Source organism: Pantoea sp. SM3, assembly GCF_000963995.1.
Classification (GTDB): Bacteria; Pseudomonadota; Gammaproteobacteria; order Enterobacterales; family Enterobacteriaceae; genus Pantoea; species Pantoea rwandensis_B.
In genome coordinates this window covers 140,246-158,271 of the sequence record NZ_JZRD01000016.1, presented here as the reverse complement: position 1 = coordinate 158,271, position 18,026 = coordinate 140,246, and the positions used below count along the sequence as shown (strand labels likewise).

Here is an 18,026-nt window from a genome sequence, read left to right as displayed (position 1 = left end):
ACCGCCTGTGCGGTTTTACCTTCACTATCCTTACCCTGCATTTGTAGCGGCGGGCATCGTCACGCCTGAACTACAAATACGATTACGGAGACACACCATGGATCTCTCTGCTGTTCAGGCCAAACCAACCCGGCGCCGTTATATTACGCTGCTGATGATCTTTATTACGGTGGTGATTTGCTATGTCGACCGCGCTAATTTAGCGGTGGCCTCTGCGCATATTCAGGAAGAGTTCGGCATCAGTAAAGCGGAGATGGGATATGTCTTCTCTGCCTTTGCCTGGTTATATACGCTGTGCCAGATCCCCGGCGGCTGGTTCCTCGATCGCGTCGGTTCCCGCCTGACCTATTTTATTGCCATCTTCGGCTGGTCGGTCGCCACGTTATTCCAGGGTTTTGCCAGCGGATTATTATCGCTGATTGGCTTGCGTGCCATTACCGGCATCTTTGAAGCGCCCGCGTTCCCGACCAACAATCGTCTGGTCACCAGCTGGTTCCCGGAGCAGGAGCGCGCCTCTGCCGTGGGCTTTTATACCTCCGGTCAGTTTGTCGGTCTCGCCTTTCTCACACCGCTGCTGATCTGGATTCAGGAACTGTTGAGCTGGCACTGGGTGTTCATCATCACAGGCGCTATCGGCATCATCTGGTCGCTGGTGTGGATCAAGTTCTATCAAGCCCCAAGCCAGAGCAAAGGCATCAACCAGGCGGAACTGGACTATATCCGTGAAGGGGGTGCGATGGTGGACGGCGATGCACCCGCGGCGAAAAAAACGCGCACCAAACTCACCGCCGCCGACTGGAAGCTGGTGTTCCATCGCAAACTGTGCGGCGTGTATCTTGGGCAATTCGCTGTTACCTCCACGCTGTGGTTCTTCCTGACCTGGTTCCCGAACTATCTGACGCAGGAAAAACACATCTCTGCGCTCACGGCCGGTTTTATGACGACCGTGCCGTTCCTGGCCGCCTTCTTTGGTGTGATTCTTTCTGGCATCGTGGCCGATCGTCTGGTGCGCAGCGGGCGTTCCCTTGGTTTTGCGCGTAAAACGCCGATTATCTGCGGATTGCTGATCTCTACCTGCATCATGGGGGCTAACTACACCAACGATCCGGTGTGGATCATGACGCTGATGGCCATCGCGTTCTTCGGCAACGGCTTCGCCTCTATTACCTGGTCGCTGGTGTCGTCGCTGGCGCCGGTTCGCCTGATTGGTTTGACCGGTGGGATGTTCAACTTTATCGGTGGATTAGGTGGCATCACGGTGCCGCTGGTGGTGGGCTACCTGGCGCAGGACTACGGCTTTGCCCCGGCGCTGGTGTATATCTCTGCCGTGGCGTTGGTCGGTGCGTTGTCATATATCCTGTTGGTCGGGGATGTGAAGCGCGTAGGGTGATCGATAACGCGCGATAAAACCTGCCGCTACGGACATACATGATGCGTAGCGGCATCATCTATGGCGCGTCTGCCCGTGTTTAGTCGCGCAATCCGTTAGTGCTTTATTCTGCAATCTGTCACTCATTTCTAACGCATCGATGCGTATTGAATCGCGCCAACCGCTCGCAAATTATTGCGCCACGCCTGCTGCACCTCACCCGATAATCGCGTACTTTGTTCGGCAACTGTTGGATGTAAGGTTGCCTCATGTCAGAAAAACAACTCACCTTTGCACAGCGTCATCATCAGCTCACCAATATCAACGTCTGGACCGCTGACAGCCAGTGGCTGGCGTTTGATGTCCGTCCGTCGGGCGCGTCCTTTACCAGTCTGACCATCGAACGTGTCAACGTCGAAAGCGGTGCGGTCGAGGTGCTCTATCAGGCACGCGACGGCGCGCATGTCGGCGTGGTCACCGTCAGCCCGGATCTGCCGCCGCGCTATGTGTGTATTCATGGCCCGGAGCATCCCGATGCGCACTGGCGTTACGATTTCCATCATCGTCGCGGCGTCATCGTGCAGCAGGGTAATGCGGAAAATCTCGATGCCTGCGACATCACCGCACCTTATACGCCCGGCGCATTGCGCGGCGGCTCGCATGTCCATGTATTCAGCCCAGACGGATCGCGCCTCAGCTTTACGTATAACGACCATGTGATGCATGAGAAAGATGCGCGTGAGGATTTGCGTAATGTCGGCGTGGCCGTACCGCTGCATCCGGTGTGTCCGCCTAAACAGCATCCCCGTGAATACGATGGCAGCCATTACTGCGTGCTGGTGAGCCAGACAACGCGTGATCCGCAACCGGGTAGCGATCAGATTGACCGCGCTTATGAAGAGGGTTGGATCGGCGATCGTGGCTATCAGAAAACCGATGGCAGCTGGCAGCGCTGGGCGCTGGCGTTTATCGGCGATACACGTGCTGCCAACGGCGAGAAAGTGCCGGAAGTATTTGTGGTGGATTTGCCCGAGGCGCTGAGTGATTACGCTAAACCCGGCGCAATACCCTTGCAAGGCACGACGGAAAAACTGCCTGCACCGCCTGCTGGCGTGCAGCAGCGCCGCATCACTCACAGTAAAGGATTAGCATTGCAGCCCCGCCACTGGTTGCGCGCATCGCCGGACGGTAGCGCCATCGCCTTCCTGATGGCGGATGAACAGGGTGTTGTGCAGCTGTGGAGTGTGTCGCCCAACGGGGGCGAAGCGCGCCAGATTACGCAGCTCAGCAGCAGTATTCAGTCGGCATTCAGCTGGCAACCATCAGGCGAGGCGATCGCTTTTATTTGCGATAACAGCGTGATGCGCTGTGAGGTAGCGACCGGGCACTGTACACGCTTAACAAAACGCAGCGAGCAGCCGCCTTCCGGTGATGCGGTGGTATGGTCACCGGACGGCAAGCAGGTAGCCTATATGCGAGATGTGGATGGCTGGCGTCAGCTGTTCCGCGTCAGTGTGACGTCGGTGGCATAGCCGCTGCGGTTGCCAGGCTGGCGTCAGTGCCAGCCAATTTTTCGCTTTGCAGCACACGGTCATGCGCCGAATCTTTGTCAGTGCGGAAGTAATCCCACGGCAACAGAATCGTATCCAGTACGGCGGAGAAGGGCAGATCGATCACCGCCAGCGGCTTAATCGCCCAGCTGGTATTGTCATCGGCAATCATATCTGCGCTGGCGCGTGTGCCGGGATAATAACCCTGGCTGGCGCCAGTGTGAGACATGACGCTGGAGCAACCCGAAGTAGTCAAGACGCTACAGACCAGCAGGCCGGTGAGCGGAAAGCTTTTCATCATTTTCATTTCATCATCCCTACAGCCATCACTTCTGGCTGGAGTGTGTCTCCTGCTGCAGCAAAGCTCTGTGGCGATGTCATGCGATGCAGGCGAAGAATTTCTGAGTGTATGCTATTTCGTCAAAATTGCCGCAAGAAAATACGTATTGCCCTTGAAAGCGATCAAAGTGCACCCATTTTTACTACAGGGTCGCCTTGCTGTCGCCGACAGGGACAGCAGCGGGCCGCACAACCTGTCCATGGTGGAAGGTTGCCAAAACTTGCTGATTTTCAGGAGTCTTTTTATGCGTAACTTTGATCTTACTCCGCTTTATCGTTCTGCTATTGGTTTCGACCGTCTGTTTAGTCTGCTTGAGTCCAATCAGAACCAGGCCAATGGTGGCTATCCTCCTTACAATGTTGAGCTGGTGGATGAAAACCACTATCGCATCACCATTGCCGTTGCGGGCTTTGCCCAGAGCGAGTTAGATATCACCTCACACGACAATGTGCTGATTATTCGCGGTGCACACCCCGAAGAGCAACCGGAGCGCAAATACCTGTATCAGGGTATCGCCGAACGTAACTTTGAGCGCAAATTCCAGCTGGCCGATCACATCGTGGTGCGCGATGCGCGTCTCGAACTTGGCCTGCTGAGCATCGATCTGGAACGCATCGTTCCTGAAGAAGCGAAACCGCGTCGCATTGAAATCCTGAATTAAGGATATTGTGTTGAGAAGGAAACGCCGCAGAAATGCGGCGTTTTTGTTTCTGTCGATCAGGTGCGCACCCATAATCGCTGGCTTACCATCCCGCCAAACACGTTCACCAGTAGACCGAGAATAATCACCGATGCGCCGAGAATTTCCTGCGCTGACAAGGTCTCGTCGAGCACCAGCGCGGCACTGAGAATGCCCACCACCGGCACCAGCAGTGATAGCGGCGCAACACGCCAGGTCTCATAGCGACCGAGCAGATTGCCCCAGATCGCATAGCCGACAATGGTGGCAATAAACGCGAGATAAATTAGCGCCAGTAGAGTCTGCAACGAGATATGCAGCAGACTGGTGACGATCGCTGCCTCGCCATCGAACCACCATGAGCAGGCGAAAAAGGGCACGATCGGCACCAGTGCACTCCACACCACCAGCGACATCACCGGCACCTTACGGTTACGCAGTATGATCTTGTTGGTGATATTGCCCAGTCCCCACGACAGCGCCGCCGCCAGGGTCAGCATCATGGTGGTCAGCGTAATCCCAGCAGTGGTTTGCCCCTCCATGCCCGCTGTTGCCAGCATAAACATGCCAAGTGTCGCCACCAAAATCCCGGCGATGTGGTTCCAGCGCAGTTTTTCCGCCAGCAATAAAGCCCCCAGCAGCAGCGTAAAGAACGCCTGCGCCTGTAATACCAGAGAGGCCAGTCCTGCTGGCATGCCGAGTTTGATCGCCAGAAACAAGAAAGCGAACTGACCGAAGCTGATGGTCATGCCGTACACAATCAGCCAGCGCAAAGGGATCTGCGGCCGCTTCACAAAGAAGATCGCCGGAAATGCCACTAACGCAAAACGCAATCCCGCCAGCAGAAACGGCGGCATATCGTGCAGGCCCAGTTTGATCACCACGAAATTCACGCCCCACACCACCACCACGCACAGGGCTAACATCATATCTTTTACTGACATACTCGTTCCTTACTGCAGCCGTTTCAGGCAGTCGCCGTCATCGGAGTGGCAATGTCTGCACAACAGTCATCGCCGACAACACGAAAAAAATCATCCACATTCAGCGCCACGGAACGCTCCAGCGCACCGGCGTTAAACCACAGCGTGCCGACATCACGCAGGCGCGTATCAACGCGCAACGCCAGTCGGTCATCAAAACTAAAGGGCGGCACCGCGCCCATCACACACTGCGTCAGATCCTGCGCTTTCTCTGGCGCGGCAAAGCTCGACTTCTTGCCGCCAATGGCGAGCGCGGCACTTTTGAAGTTGATCTTGCAATCACCCGGTACAATCGCCAGCAGGTAGCGCGCATCGGCGCCGTCCGGCATCGTGACTTCCAGCACCATCGCTTTGGCCGCCTGATTGAGATCGTTGCCGCGAATGCTGCTGATCACATCGGTCTGGCCGATGGCCTCATGCTCCACCACGCGATAGTCCGCGTGGTGTTGATCAAGCAGGGCGGTGATTTTTTCAAAGGTATTCATCTTCCTCTCCTCGTCGAAGGCCCGGCATTAACTCCAGGCAATGGCGTGCTTCATTTTTTTGTCGGTCAGGCCAAAGAAAAAGCCCATGGTGATGCGCGTGTCGCCTTCCACGCGATCAATCTCGTGATAAAACGCAGGATTAAACAGATAGATGTCGCCGCTGCGTGGAGAGAACTCACACGCCTCGCTTTGCTCAATGACGCCAGTCTGATAGCCGAGTTCACCCGGCGTTTTGAAGCGCTCATCCACGGGATGCCACTTCTTGTTGAATATCCGCAGTTCCCCGCCCGCGTGACACTCCTGCAAACAGACCACACAGCTCAGTTGATGCAGGATGTTGGTGACGGCCAAACCACTGCCCGCGGCATCGCGTACGATGTTGTCGTTATGCAGTGGATTGGCGACGCCATTGGCATGAAAGCGCACAATCGAACCCGCGTAATCGCCCAACTCCGGCTCGCGGGCAGTGTGCAGACTCTCCAGACGCAATGAGTGCTTCACCCAGTTGTAAACCTGATCGCGCAGGCAGTGCAGTGACGGTGGCAGAGCAGGCTGGATGTCGCGCAGCTCGGTAAAGTAATTTTCTGGTGCGCGAGTGTGTTTAGCCAGATAGGGGCCGAGCGTGGTCAGTGCGCCATTCGGATAGCGCGAGACGCGCACCTGATCGCGGCACTGTTGCAGATCGTCCACTACCGCTTCGCGTACTTCAGGCGTCAGGAAATTGCGCAGCACCAACAGCGGCACGCGCGCGGTCACGATGTCATCCAGCCAGGTACTTTCGACGAACATTTTTGGATGGATAACGCGTATCTGATTGAAAATGGCCATGCTGATCACTCCCCAAGTGGAAATTCATGAAGTTCATGGTTGTTCATGCGACGCCAGTCAGACGCCGTGCCCAATGCAGCAATAGGTTCAGAAGAGATAAAAGTGGTGCTGTTGTTTTGATAATGGTGCAACGTGAAATAGTCAGGATAAGGGGTGTCATCGGGATGCCACTGCCACGCCCAGGCTTTATCCCGGGTGACAAAAATCGCATTAGCCGCACTGCCGCCCGGTGCCACGCGCGCCATCTTGCTGCGCAGGTAGTCACGGGTAAAATCGGCAGGCGTCACCTGATCGACGATGTATTCCAGGTATTCGGCGGAGTCAAAGCGCGATTCCGCCATGCCCAGTTGCGCATAAACCGTGGGTAAAAAGCCGTTGTGCATCATGTACCACTGTGTTGCGCCGCTGGTACGCCAAAGCGGGTGAGAAAACTCAATGCCCTGGTTTTTGCTCAGCGTGGCATGGCGTACATGTACCGCCAGAAAACGGCTGTGACGCAGTGCATCAACATCAATACCGGGCAGCGCATCAGCAAAGGTGCCAGTGCCATGCAGGGTGCGAATCTTTCCCTGATCCAGCCATAAACAGCCCCAGCCATTCGGGTGCTGTTTGATCGGGCCCTCATGGGTTGCCGTTTCGCCGCAGCTCATCGCGCGAGCGGCGTCCAGTACCGCTGCCGCATTAAACTGGCCGTATGCCAGAATCATTCTGCACATAGAAGATCTCTCCGGGGGGCTAAGGACGGAACATCGAGAATCTGCTGAAACAGCGCCAGCACGTCGTCCCGGCTGTCTGCCGCGAGGCGGAAGGTGGCGAGAATACCGGCATGGCGAGTGAGATCGGCATACAACGAGGATCGCGGCGAGACGGCCAGCGCGGGCAGATTGAGCGGTGGCAGTAGCTGACCGCGCTGATGTTCAGCGATCCAGCGCTCCGCAGCGTCGAATTGCAGGCGCTGACGCAGGCGCAGGCGGCCAATAGCCTGGGGTTGCTCCGGGAAGTGCAGCACAGGCAAACCGCGCCCGGCTTCAATCTGAAACGCCACCTCTGCCCAGTTGATACCGGTGACTTCCTCGACCAGATTCACCACGCCCATGCCCGACAAACGGAAACCCATTTCCAGGAAGTGTGGTTCACCGTTCACCATAATGAAATCGATGTGGAAGGCACCCTGGCGATAGCCAAAGGTCTCGCAGCAAAAGCTCATCAAACTGGCAAAGGCCGCAGGCAGCTGTTGCGCGGCCATCGCCACATGGCCGGATTCGTAAAAGCTGATACAGCCTTCTGCATCTATGTGGTGCTCGATCACCTTCTGACAGCAGGTCAGCGCCACCGCGTGTCCGTTATCCACCACACCTTGTAGTGAATATTCGTCGCCCGGCAGCCAGCTTTCGACGATAAAACCGCTGAAGCCGCGTCCGCCGTAGTTCATGGTCTCCACCAGCTTGCCGATCACCGCATCGAGCTGGCTGGCCTCTTCCACCAGCCAGATCCCTAATCCGCCGCCGCCATCCACCGGTTTGATCACGCAGGGATACAGCAGCGCATCACGCGCGTCACGAATGCTCAGTGGTGAGGCAAAGAAGCGAAACTCCGGCTGTGGGAAGCGCGGCCAGGCTTTACGCAGAGCCATGCGCTGCGCGTACTTATCCGGCGGAATAAAGCTCGGGCCGGCATCCGGCCCGGCCAGCAGTTCACGCACGCGACCGGCGCTGGTGTTGTAGGCTTCAAAGCCCGCCAGCACCACCTGAGGATGTTCCAGTAAGCCCGCTCGCAGGCAGGCTTGTAACACATCCCACGGATTTTCCGGGCGATCGAGACGCACAATCAGATCGAACGGCAGCTGAATGCTTAAGCTTTGATAGTCGACAAAGTCGCCCATCTCCGCCAGCACGGTAAAATAGCCCTCGCGTTTTGCCACCGCACAGTACGGATTTTGCCCGTCACGCGTGGCACCAATCTGCAGGAAAATCTTTCTCATCGCGTCGCCTTACCGGGTTATCGCCCGGAGATCACTTCAGTAACGATGTCTTGCAAGGCACCGTTGTTGACCTGAATCACTGCTTTGTGCGGATCGAAACGCAGCACGCGTGAGAGCGCATCGCCGCGCGTACCATCCAGCAATGTATTAACCTGCGCACTGCGCCAGCACTGGCGCATCTGCGCAATGGTCAGGCCGGAGAGGTGCTCAAGCTGCTGAGCCAGCAGCAGGTCATCGCTATCGCCACACAGCAGCGCCCGCACCGCCTGCTCATTGGGTGCCTGGTTGAGCTGTTGCAGCCAGACGTTGAGCTGGTGGCCCTGCGCGATAAACGGCGAATAGATCATGCACACCAGCTGGGTTTCGTTGAGGCCAAAGGCCTGTTCGGCAAACTGTGCTGCACGCTGGCGAGCACGTTCAATCGCCGCATCGTCCTGATAACGCGCCGCCATTTCCGCAATCAGTTGCGGCGGGAAATCTTTCTTCTCCATCAGGCCGAGCGCAAAGCGCACATATTCGCGAATGCCTTCGGCGTAGCTACGCTGCATCAGCGTCTCCGCTCGCAGACCGCGAATATGTGCCATTAACGTCGGGTTGCCGCAGTCCGATTCAGAGAAGCTGAACATCAGCTCATCAAAGCGGAAGTGCATAAATTCAGTGAGCAGTGACCAGTGCGCACCGGCTTCATAGGCGGTGTCCTGATAGATGTTGAAGAACAGCGGATCGCGCGCCAGCTGCCAGGTGATGCGATGGGCCGGGGTAACCTGATCGGCGCCGTAAATGTCGGCGAAATAGCGTTCTGCCACGCCATCGAGGGTTTGCAGGAAGCCGCTAAAGCCGCGTGATTTGTCGGCAACGGGCGCATCAAACAGGCGTGAAAGATGACGAGCCCAGGCGAGGTAAGCGGTTTGCTCCTGCGGCGAATCACCGGTGATGATCACATCCACGCCGCCCTCGTAATGCGCGGCAAGGCCAAACGAGTTCACCATGCTGAGGTTGCAGGCGTTACAGAAAGTGGAACGCGCATCGGCACGGAAGCGATGGCCATTCATCAGCACATCGTTGCGATTCTGCTGACGCACGCTATCGGGCATCGGCAAATGGCGTTCGAAGTGGCGGATTTGCAGGCCATCGGTCACCAGGCATTCGGTAAAGTCATCCCCCGGAATGTGCAGTGCACGATATACCCGGTCGATATTTTCCATCACACTGTCGTTCATCGCCGCGTGACGATTGGTGCTGATGCGCAGCTGGAAGGTGCTGCCCTGCTGCTGCCAGATCAACCCCTGAATGTAGCGCACATACGCCACCATATAGCTGCTGTCTTTCCCGCCGCCATAGGCGAGCAGCACGCGATTGTTCGCGGGATTTTTGCTATCGGGCAAGGCGGCAAGTAAGCGTTGAGAACAGCGTTGAGCAGAATCGATAATCGCGGGCGTGAGATAACCTTCAATTTCTCTCATCATGGTGGACAGATTATTCATTTTTCACTTCATCCTTTGGCTAATAAAATCGCCGTTACCGTGCTGGCGGCAACGGGCAGGAAAAGGGGCCACGAAGTTGCAACGGAATGAATGTCTGAGGCTGAATAAACAGATGCAGCCTAAAGTACTTTGAATGTAATCTGATGGATACGCACAGATCAGCACGATATAGGGTGGAACAGATGGCGGATGGAACGGGTGAACAGGAGAGTCAGAGTAGTCGTTACCGTCAGATTGCAGAGCAGATAAAGGAGGCGATTCACAGCGGATCGTTGCCGCCTGATAGCCGTTTACCGTCGGTACGTACGCTGGCAACACAGTACAGCGTCAGCATGACCACCGCCCTGAAAACATTACGGACGCTGGAGGATGAACACTATGCGGTGGCGCGTCCTAAGTCCGGTTTTTTTGTTGCACCCCGTCAGGTTCCCAGGGCGTTACCCGCAGCCATCCACAGCGAACAGCCGCGTGAAGTCGCCCCGCTGGATGAGCAAACCGAGCTGCATCTGGCGATGCTGGGCTCCGATTGTCGTGTGCGGCTGGATCTGGCCAATGGCGATATCTCGCTCTATCCGGTCAAGAAAATTGGATTGCTGATGCGCCAGATGGGCTACAGCAAACCGGCGCTGCTCGGAAACACGGTGAAAGGCACCGGCTATGCGCCGCTCAAAGCCGAGATTGCACGCCGCGCGGTGGATTATGGCTGCAATATCAGCGCTGATGACATCCTGATCACCAACGGCTGCATCGAAGCTATCTCACTGGCTCTGCGCGCCACGACCCGCCCCGGTGATATCGTGGCAGTGGAATCGCCGTGCTACTTCGTGCTGTTGCAGATGCTGCATAACCTCAATCTGCGCGTGATTGAAGTGGAAGCCGGGCCGGAAGGTTATGTTAACGTCAGCAAGCTCACCGCGCTGTTTCAGCGTAAAGCGGTGCAGGCCTATCTCACCATCAACAACATCAATAATCCGCTGGGGAAAAGCATTCCCAACGAGCAGAAGGCCTATATTGCGCGTCAGGCCGATGAAAACGATGTGGTGATCATTGAGGACGATATCTTTGGTGATACGGCCTTTGGCGATCGCCGTCCGTTCCCGATGCGCGCCTTCAGCCCGAATGCCATTCTGTGCAGCGGCTTCTCGAAAACGGTGGCGCCCGGTATCCGCATTGGCTGGGTGCACAGCATTAATTACATGCGCAAAATCGCCTCGCTGAAATACACCACCAGCATGGGCACCTCGGTGTTGTCACAAGCGGCGATTGCCGAACTGCTGCGCAGCGGCGGCTACGATGCGCATCTGCGCAAATTGCGTCGTGAGCTGAAGAATCAAATCCACCATATGCGCCAGGCGGTGTTGCGTTATTTCCCTGCGGAAACGCGTGTATCGGATCCGGAAGGCGGCTATGTGTTGTGGGTGGAAATGCCAATTCAGTCGTTAAACGTGCGCGCACTGTTTCTGAAGGCGCGTAACGCGGGCATCGGCATCGCGCCAGGGCACATCTTTGCCACCGATCATCGCTACGATCACTGTTTCCGGCTGAATGCCGGTTTTGGCTGGAATGCGGAAGTGGAGCAGGCGATCAAACAGCTGGCAGAGTGGTGCCAGCTGTCATTAACGGCGGATTAAGCCTCGTTAGCTATCATTTCCAGCTCTTCCGCCAGAATCTGCACCGCGCGTTCAATCTGCTCCGCATCCGGTACATAGTTCATGCGCATGCACTGATGCGTATGCGGCCATTCCTGCTCCAGACCGGGGAAGAAGAAGTGGCCAGGCACCATTAGCACGCCGCGCGCTTTCAGGCGCTGATACAACGCTTCGGTGCTGATCGGCAGGTCGCGGAACCACAACCAAAGGAAAATCGCGCCTTCGGGTTTGTGAATCAGGCAGCGATCTTCCGGCAGATAGCGGCGCAGAATGGCAATCGTCTCGCTTACCTTGGCCTGATAGAACGGCTTGATCACCTCTTCCGACAGACGCAGCAAATCACCGCGCACAATCATTTCAGTGGCAATCGCCGGGCCGATGCTGCCTGGCGCTAAGCTGATGATGCCGTTCATGTTACCAATCGCGCTAATCGTGCTTTCATCGGCAACGATAATGCCGCAACGTGCACCCGGCAAGCCCAGTTTCGATAGGCTCATACACAGAATAGTATTCGGGTTCCACAGCGGACGGGCTTCGCTGAAGATAATGCCGGGGAAGGGCACACCGTAGGCGTTATCGATCAGGAGAGGCACGCCATGCTGCTGTGCCAGCGCATCCAACTGCATCAGCTCGTCATCGGTGATCACGTTGCCGGTTGGGTTGGTCGGGCGCGACACGCAAATCAGGCCCACGTCCTCATTCAGCGGCAGATGGTCGAAATCAACGTGATACTTGAACTGGCCCTCGGGCAGCAGCTCAATGTTCGGCCTGGCGGAAACAAACAGATCTTCTTCCAGCCCGGCATCAGCGTAACCGAGATATTCCGGCGCCAGCGGGAACAGCACGCGCTTTTTACTGCCGTCAGCACGGCGCCCGGCAAACAGATTGAACAGATAGAAGAACGCGCTCTGGCTGCCGTTGGTCAGCGCAATATTTTGCGCGGTGATCGGCCAGCCCAGCTCTTCACGCAGCATGTTCGCCAGCGCATCCAGCAGCAGCGTTTTGCCGCGCGGACCATCGTAGTTGCACAGTGCTTCGCTCAGTTTGCCGTCCTGATGCATTTGCAGCAGCAGCTGATTGAAATAGTCATTGATGGCCGGGATCTGCGCCGGGTTGCCGCCGCCGAGCATAATGGTGCCAGGCGTGCGCAGGCCTTCACCCATGTCTTCCATCAGACGTGAGATGCCGGAATGTTGAGTAAATTTGTCGCCGAACTGAGAAAAGGACATAGGAAGTTAAAACATTGTAATCGGGAATGGGCAACCACCATAGCGCCCGCCACGGGCAGGCGCAATGGCTAAAGCAGCAAGCTTAGGCCTGGATTTGCGGGTTAACGCAGTTTTTCTCGACTTTGCCGCTCAGCGCAGCAATCAGATTGTCCACCGCATCACGCGCCATGCCGTAACGCGTTTCATGAGTGGCTGAACCGATGTGCGGCAGCGCCACAACGTTCGGCAGCTTGAGGATCTCCGCATCAGCGGGCACCGGTTCGACTTCAAACACATCCAGACCTGCAGCGTGAATCGTGCCGTCTTTCAATGCCGCCGTCAGCGCTTGCTCATCAACCACCGGGCCGCGACCGGCATTAATCAGGATGGCGCTGGGTTTCATCATCTTGAGCTGTGCAGCGCCAATCATATGATGTGTCTGCTCGGTCAGCGGCAGGCTGATGCAAACAAAATCACTCTCTTTCAGCAGCGTTTCAAGATCGCAGGCGCGTGCACCGAAGCGGGTTTCCGCCTCTTCATGCTGACGTCGTGCGTTGTAGAGGATATTCATGCCGAAACCGAAGTGTGCACGCTGCGCCAGCGCCAGGCCGATACGGCCCATGCCGAGAATACCCAGCGTTTTGTGATGCACATCGATACCAAAATGCTCTGGCCCGATGCTTTTCTTCCACTCACCACTTTTAACCCATTGATCCAATTCGGTGACGCGACGGGCGGTGCTCAGCACCAGTGCCATCATGGTATCGGCCACGGTTTCGGTCAGAACAGTTGGCGTGTGCATCAGCAGTACATTGCGCTGATTCAGTGCTTCAACATCGAAATTGTCATAGCCCACGGAAACGGTGGAGCAGGCGCGCAGTGCGGGCATCTTTGCCAGCAGATCACCATTGACTTTACCGCCTGAGCCGAGCAAACCTTCGGCTTGCGCAAACTGTGCGGCATGCTGCTGCACGGTTTCGGGGGAGACGTCATGCACTTCGGTGACGGTAAAATGGGCATCCAGTTTAGCGCGCAGATCGTCTGGCAGGCTCTTATAAAGAATCACAGCAGGTTTCATCATTTGCTCCCTGTAGAACGTGTGACGGGCGACCTGAGTCGCCCGGAAAAGTCATTTCTTACGCTTTCAGGCGTGTTTCGCCCCATGAATCGGTGCTGCCTTGTTCTCGGCGGGCTTGACGATTAACGTCAGCCACACCGACACCAGCAGCGCGGCACCCATAAAGATGTAAGAGGCGGCAGGACTGCCGGTTGCGCCATTAAGATAGCCTACAATCCACGATCCGATGAAGGAACCGAGTGCGCCCATGCTGTTAATGAGTGCCATGGCACCGCCGGCAACATTGCGTGGCAGCATTTCAGTAATCAAGGCGAAGAACGGGCCGTAAGGGGCATACATCGCGCCACCGGCAATCACCAGCAAGGCATACGACAGCCAGAAGTGGCTGGAGCCGACCAGATAGGAGCCGATGAACGCCAACGCCCCAATCAGCAGCAGTGGCCAGACAAACCGCTTACGGTTCTGCATTTTGTCAGATGCCCACGACACCACGACCATCGCAATGGTCGCCACCAGATAAGGCACCGCCGACAGCCAGCCCGCTTCTACCATGCCCATCTGCGTGCCGTTGCGCAGAATCGAAGGCAGCCACAGTACGAAACCGTACACGCCAATGCTCCAGGCAAAATATTGCATGCACAGAATGATCACGTTGCGATTACGGAAGGCTTCGCCATAGTTGCGCACCGCTTTGATGCCTTCCTGCTCTTTCTGCAACTGCGCCTGCAGGGCAGATTTCTCGTCGTCGCTCATCCATTTGGCTTGTGCTGGCTTGTCCTGCACCAGGAACCACCAGGCCACGGCCCAGATCACCGCCGGGATACCTTCGAAGATAAACATTTCACGCCAGCCGAAAGCATTAATCAGATAGCCGGAAACCACCGACATCCACAACACTGTGACCGGATTACCAAGGATCAGGAAGGTATTGGCGCGCGAGCGTTCCGATTTGGTGAACCAGTTGCTGATGTAAATCAGCATTGCCGGCATCACCGCCGCTTCCACCACGCCGAGCACAAACCGAATCGCGGCCAGCATTGGAATGTTGCTCACCACGCCGGTTAACGAGGCACAGCCGCCCCACAAAATCAGGCACCAGAAAATCAACTTCTTCACGCTGCGGCGTTCGGCATACACCGCGCCGGGGATCTGGAAGAAGAAATAGCCAAGGAAGAACAGGGCACCCAGCAGCGATGACATGCCTTTGGTGATGCCAAGATCGTCATTAATCCCTGCGGCAGAGGCGAAGCTAAAGTTCGCCCGGTCCAGATACGCCAGACTGTAGGTGATAAACACGATGGGCATGATAAACCACCAGCGTTTTGGCGCGATTGTCTGCGATTTCATGGGTGACTCCTCTGTTTTGAGGCGGGCACATTCAATGGATGCGCCTCGAAATATTCGGGTTGTGTAGAGACAGACTGTTTCACCAGGTACACATCAATGCGTACCCTAACTGCAGGGTTGCCAATCAAGGCAACCGCTTGATTAAAAATCGCCAAGCGCCGCGCGCGTCGGCAGCCCTTCACTGTCGCCCGCGACCTGAATCGCCAGCGAACCAATCTTGTTACCGCGCAGAATCGCCTGCGGCAGCGATTTGCCTTCCAGCAGTGCGCTGATCAGGCCCACGGCAAAACCATCGCCCGCGCCCACGGTATCCACCACGTTATCGACGAGAATCGGTGCGACATTGCCCTTTTCACCGTCGGCGGTTTTGTACCAGGCGCCGTCGCAGCCGGTTTTGATCACCACCGCCCGTACACCTTTATCCAGATAGAAATCGGCGATGGCTTCTGGCTGACGATAGCCGGTCAGAATGAACCCCTCTTTCTCACCCGGCAGCACCCAGTCTGCGTACTCTGCCAGCAGATTCAGCTGCTTACGCATCTCCTCCTCGCTGCGCCATAACACCGGGCGCAAATTCGGATCGAAGGAGATGGTTTTGCCGCGCGAACGCATCTCTTTGGCCGCATGTTTGGTCAACTCAAGCGAGCTGTCGGAGAGGGCGGCGGCCACGCCGCTCAGGTGCAGGTGACGTGCGCCGCCGAAGTAATCCGCATCAAAATCCTGCGGCGAGAGATGGCTGGCAGCGGAACCTGCGCGGAAATATTCCACTTCAGGATCGGAACCGTCATCAACGCGCGACTTGAGCTGAAAACCGGTGCGATAGCGGCTATCCGTGGTCACACAGTGGTGATCGACCTTCTCTTTCTCCAGCTGTTGCAGGGTAAAACGGCCGAAACTGTCATCGCCGACACGGCTGACCCAACCGACCTGTAAACCGAGACGCGCCAGTCCGATGGCCACATTCAGTTCGGCACCGGCAATACGTTTGACGAAGCCCTCTGCGGCGGCGAGATCCCCACTTTGCTGAGCGATAAACATCGCCATCGCTTCGCCAATCGTGACCACATCTAGTTGCTTCATCATCGGCTCCTTACACTGCACGCAGCAGATCAACGTAATGGCGCGTCACGGCCAGCAGGTCTTCACCTTCGAGCGGGAATTCGATGCCGCGCGGCGCATCAGCAGGCAGTGCTTTCAGCAATGCGCGCCAGCGGCCGTCGGTGTCATCCAGCGCCACGGCACGGAAGCTCTCACCATGCGGCACTGCGGCTTTAACGTGAATGTAGCTGACGTAGCGGCTGAGCTGTGCTGCAGCCTGTAAGGCGTCTTCGTCGGTCCACTGCCAGTTACCCATGTCGAAGGTCATATCCAGCGGCAAGGCGGCATCACAGGTACGATGGAAGAAGGTTTGCATCGGGGCCAGTTTGCTGTCTGGCGTTTGATCATTTTCCACCACCACGGTCACTGGCGATGCGGCCAGTACCTCAACCAGCGAAGCGTCGCTGAGATCGACAAAGTGCCCGAGGGCGATTTTCAAACGCTTAGCGCCCATCTGCTCCGCTTCCAGCAGGAACTGTCCCAGACGAGGGTTAAGCGAGCCGTCCTCCAGCCACAGGGCTTCCGGCACCGAGTAGCTGGCGCTGAGCTGTTGCTGAGCAATGGCTTTATTCAGCGAATGCAACTGCAGCAGGTCGTCTTCACTGAATAGCTCACGACGGATTTCCACACCATCCGCGCCAGCGGCTTTGATCAGCGGCAGCAGAGCGGCCTGGCCACCTAATTCAGCGACTTTGTGCGTGCCGTAGGCGGCGGTGACCACGATGATTTCCGGATGTGCCATGTTGTCTCTCCATTGAACTGGGAAGGATGCGGTCAGAGCCGCCCGTTGTCTTAAAATCGATGTCTTAAAAAAAACCTAAATGGAACCGGTTCCAAATGAAAGGAAGAGAGTGTGGAATTATGATCCTGCTCACGAAGTGAGCCAGAGAAAGGGGAATTAGCGCAGCGGCTGGCTTGAGCCGCGCACAATCAACTCGCCGGGGAAAACCTGCTCGCTAATCGGCTGTTCGTTGCCGTCAATGCGCGCGATCACCTGTTCCAGCGCCGCATAACCAATTTGCCAGGTGGGCTGTTTCAGGGTGGTGATGCCCACGCCTGCCAGTGCGGCCCACTCCAGCTCATCAAAACCGAGCAGGCCGATGGTTTCCCCCCAGCGCTGTTCGAGCCGCTGCAAGGCGCGCGCCACCTGCAAGGTCAGGGCACCGTTGGCGGCCATCACCGCGCAGCGTTTGTCACTGTGGCGTTGCTGGAATGCCCGCAGTACCTGCTCCAGCTGCTCTGGCTGGTGCAAGGGCACTTCGGCGTTTTCCGCCATCACCCCGGCATGGGCTTTGCTGGTGTCATAGAAGGCGCCAAGGCGTTCACGGCGGGTGTTGACGCTGCCCAACGGTTCGCTGAGGAACAGCAGCGCATCGTAACCATTATCCAGCAGGTGCTGGGTGGCAATTTGCGCGGCTTCGGGATTATTCAGGCCAACCACATCGCAGGCGAAGTCAGGAATTTTGCGGTCGATCAACACCATCGGCAACATCGACTGCTGCAGGCGTTTCAACACCTCTTCGTGCATCCCCACCGCATTGACCACGATCCCCTCGACCTGATAACTGCTGAGCAATTGCAGATAATACTGTTCACGATCGACTTCGTTATTGGTGTTACACATCAGCAGCGTAAAACCCTGCGCGCGACAGGCCGCTTCAATGCCGCTCAGAACATCCACTGAATAGGGATTGGTAATATCCGCGATAATCAGGCCAATCAGCCGCGTGCGGCCACGCTTCAGTCCGCGCGCCATCTGGCTGGGACGATAATCAAGATCGGCAATCGCCTGTTCAATACGGGCTTTGAGATCGGGCGAAAGCAGATTCACTTCGCCATTGAGATAGCGGGAAACGCTGGTTTTACCGGTTTTTGCCGTACGGGCAACGTCACTGATTGTGGCTCGTGGCGGCCTGGTTTTCATTGCGTACACCTGAATAATAAAAT

At 56.7% G+C, this 18,026-nt stretch carries 17 protein-coding genes; 4 read left to right on the top strand and 13 right to left on the bottom strand.

Annotation, left to right across the window (positions count from 1 at the left end):
* The first annotated feature begins 97 nt into the window (after positions 1 to 97).
* Complete coding sequence (locus VI01_RS10495; protein ID WP_038643942.1) at positions 98 to 1,390, top strand: MFS transporter; 1,293 nt, start codon at positions 98 to 100, stop codon at positions 1,388 to 1,390.
* Positions 1,391 to 1,638: 248 nt separating this feature from the next.
* Positions 1,639 to 2,901, top strand: a complete 1,263-nt coding sequence (locus VI01_RS10490) for a DUF3748 domain-containing protein (RefSeq protein ID WP_045815075.1) — start codon at positions 1,639 to 1,641, stop codon at positions 2,899 to 2,901.
* Here VI01_RS10490 and VI01_RS10485 read toward each other — a convergent pair.
* A complete protein-coding gene (locus tag VI01_RS10485; RefSeq protein ID WP_045815074.1) occupies positions 2,879 to 3,226 on the bottom strand; it encodes a YceK/YidQ family lipoprotein in 348 nt (115 codons plus the stop codon). The two genes, VI01_RS10490 and VI01_RS10485, sit on opposite strands and share 23 nt — an antisense overlap.
* Before the next feature lie 277 nt (positions 3,227 to 3,503).
* Between VI01_RS10485 and ibpA the strand changes: the two genes are divergently transcribed.
* Positions 3,504 to 3,920 carry a small heat shock chaperone IbpA gene (gene ibpA / locus VI01_RS10480; protein ID WP_034830093.1) on the top strand — a complete coding sequence of 139 codons (417 nt, stop codon included), beginning with the start codon at positions 3,504 to 3,506 and terminating at the stop codon, positions 3,918 to 3,920.
* A gap of 56 nt (positions 3,921 to 3,976) precedes the next feature.
* Here the strand turns inward: ibpA and VI01_RS10475 are convergent, their stop codons facing one another.
* From VI01_RS10475 to VI01_RS10450, 6 genes are read right to left on the bottom strand one after another with little or no spacing between them, the layout of a single operon-like run.
* Positions 3,977 to 4,882 carry an EamA family transporter gene (locus tag VI01_RS10475; RefSeq protein ID WP_038643936.1) on the bottom strand — a complete coding sequence of 302 codons (906 nt, stop codon included), beginning with the start codon at positions 4,880 to 4,882 and terminating at the stop codon, positions 3,977 to 3,979.
* A 23-nt stretch (positions 4,883 to 4,905) separates the two neighbouring features.
* The gene (locus VI01_RS10470; protein WP_045815073.1) at positions 4,906 to 5,406 is read right to left on the bottom strand and encodes a YbaK/EbsC family protein; all 501 of its coding nucleotides are present in this window, start codon (positions 5,404 to 5,406) and stop codon (positions 4,906 to 4,908) included.
* Between the two features lie 27 nt (positions 5,407 to 5,433).
* Positions 5,434 to 6,234 carry a 2OG-Fe(II) oxygenase gene (locus VI01_RS10465; RefSeq protein WP_045815106.1) on the bottom strand — a complete coding sequence of 267 codons (801 nt, stop codon included), beginning with the start codon at positions 6,232 to 6,234 and terminating at the stop codon, positions 5,434 to 5,436.
* Positions 6,235 to 6,239: 5 nt separating this feature from the next.
* Positions 6,240 to 6,950: a class II glutamine amidotransferase gene (locus VI01_RS10460; protein WP_045815072.1), complete on the bottom strand. Its 711-nt coding sequence runs from the start codon at positions 6,948 to 6,950 to the stop codon at positions 6,240 to 6,242.
* The gene (locus VI01_RS10455) at positions 6,938 to 8,215 is read right to left on the bottom strand and encodes an acetyl-CoA carboxylase biotin carboxylase subunit family protein (protein WP_045815071.1); all 1,278 of its coding nucleotides are present in this window, start codon (positions 8,213 to 8,215) and stop codon (positions 6,938 to 6,940) included. The genes VI01_RS10460 and VI01_RS10455 overlap by 13 nt, the downstream gene beginning before the upstream one ends.
* Before the next feature lie 17 nt (positions 8,216 to 8,232).
* Positions 8,233 to 9,699: a hypothetical protein gene (locus VI01_RS10450; RefSeq protein ID WP_045815070.1), complete on the bottom strand. Its 1,467-nt coding sequence runs from the start codon at positions 9,697 to 9,699 to the stop codon at positions 8,233 to 8,235.
* 182 nt (positions 9,700 to 9,881) lie between these two features.
* Between VI01_RS10450 and VI01_RS10445 the strand changes: the two genes are divergently transcribed.
* Complete coding sequence (locus tag VI01_RS10445) at positions 9,882 to 11,330, top strand: PLP-dependent aminotransferase family protein (RefSeq protein ID WP_045815069.1); 1,449 nt, start codon at positions 9,882 to 9,884, stop codon at positions 11,328 to 11,330.
* Here VI01_RS10445 and VI01_RS10440 read toward each other — a convergent pair.
* From VI01_RS10440 to VI01_RS10415, 6 genes are all read right to left on the bottom strand, one after another.
* Complete coding sequence (locus VI01_RS10440) at positions 11,327 to 12,577, bottom strand: valine--pyruvate transaminase (RefSeq protein WP_045815068.1); 1,251 nt, start codon at positions 12,575 to 12,577, stop codon at positions 11,327 to 11,329. The genes VI01_RS10445 and VI01_RS10440 overlap by 4 nt on opposite strands.
* An 82-nt stretch (positions 12,578 to 12,659) precedes the next feature.
* Positions 12,660 to 13,634, bottom strand: coding sequence for a glyoxylate/hydroxypyruvate reductase GhrB (gene ghrB / locus VI01_RS10435; RefSeq protein WP_045815067.1), 975 nt, complete (start codon positions 13,632 to 13,634; stop codon positions 12,660 to 12,662).
* Between the two features lie 66 nt (positions 13,635 to 13,700).
* Positions 13,701 to 14,981 (bottom strand): MFS transporter, encoded by a 1,281-nt coding sequence (locus VI01_RS10430; protein WP_045815066.1) that lies wholly within the window; start codon positions 14,979 to 14,981, stop codon positions 13,701 to 13,703.
* Positions 14,982 to 15,122: 141 nt separating this feature from the next.
* A complete protein-coding gene (locus tag VI01_RS10425) occupies positions 15,123 to 16,064 on the bottom strand; it encodes a sugar kinase (protein WP_045815065.1) in 942 nt (313 codons plus the stop codon).
* A gap of 7 nt (positions 16,065 to 16,071) precedes the next feature.
* Positions 16,072 to 16,821 (bottom strand): sugar phosphate isomerase/epimerase, encoded by a 750-nt coding sequence (locus VI01_RS10420; RefSeq protein ID WP_045815064.1) that lies wholly within the window; start codon positions 16,819 to 16,821, stop codon positions 16,072 to 16,074.
* 156 nt (positions 16,822 to 16,977) lie between these two features.
* Positions 16,978 to 18,003, bottom strand: a complete 1,026-nt coding sequence (locus tag VI01_RS10415) for a LacI family DNA-binding transcriptional regulator (RefSeq protein WP_038643922.1) — start codon at positions 18,001 to 18,003, stop codon at positions 16,978 to 16,980.
* Positions 18,004 to 18,026 lie beyond the last annotated feature (23 nt).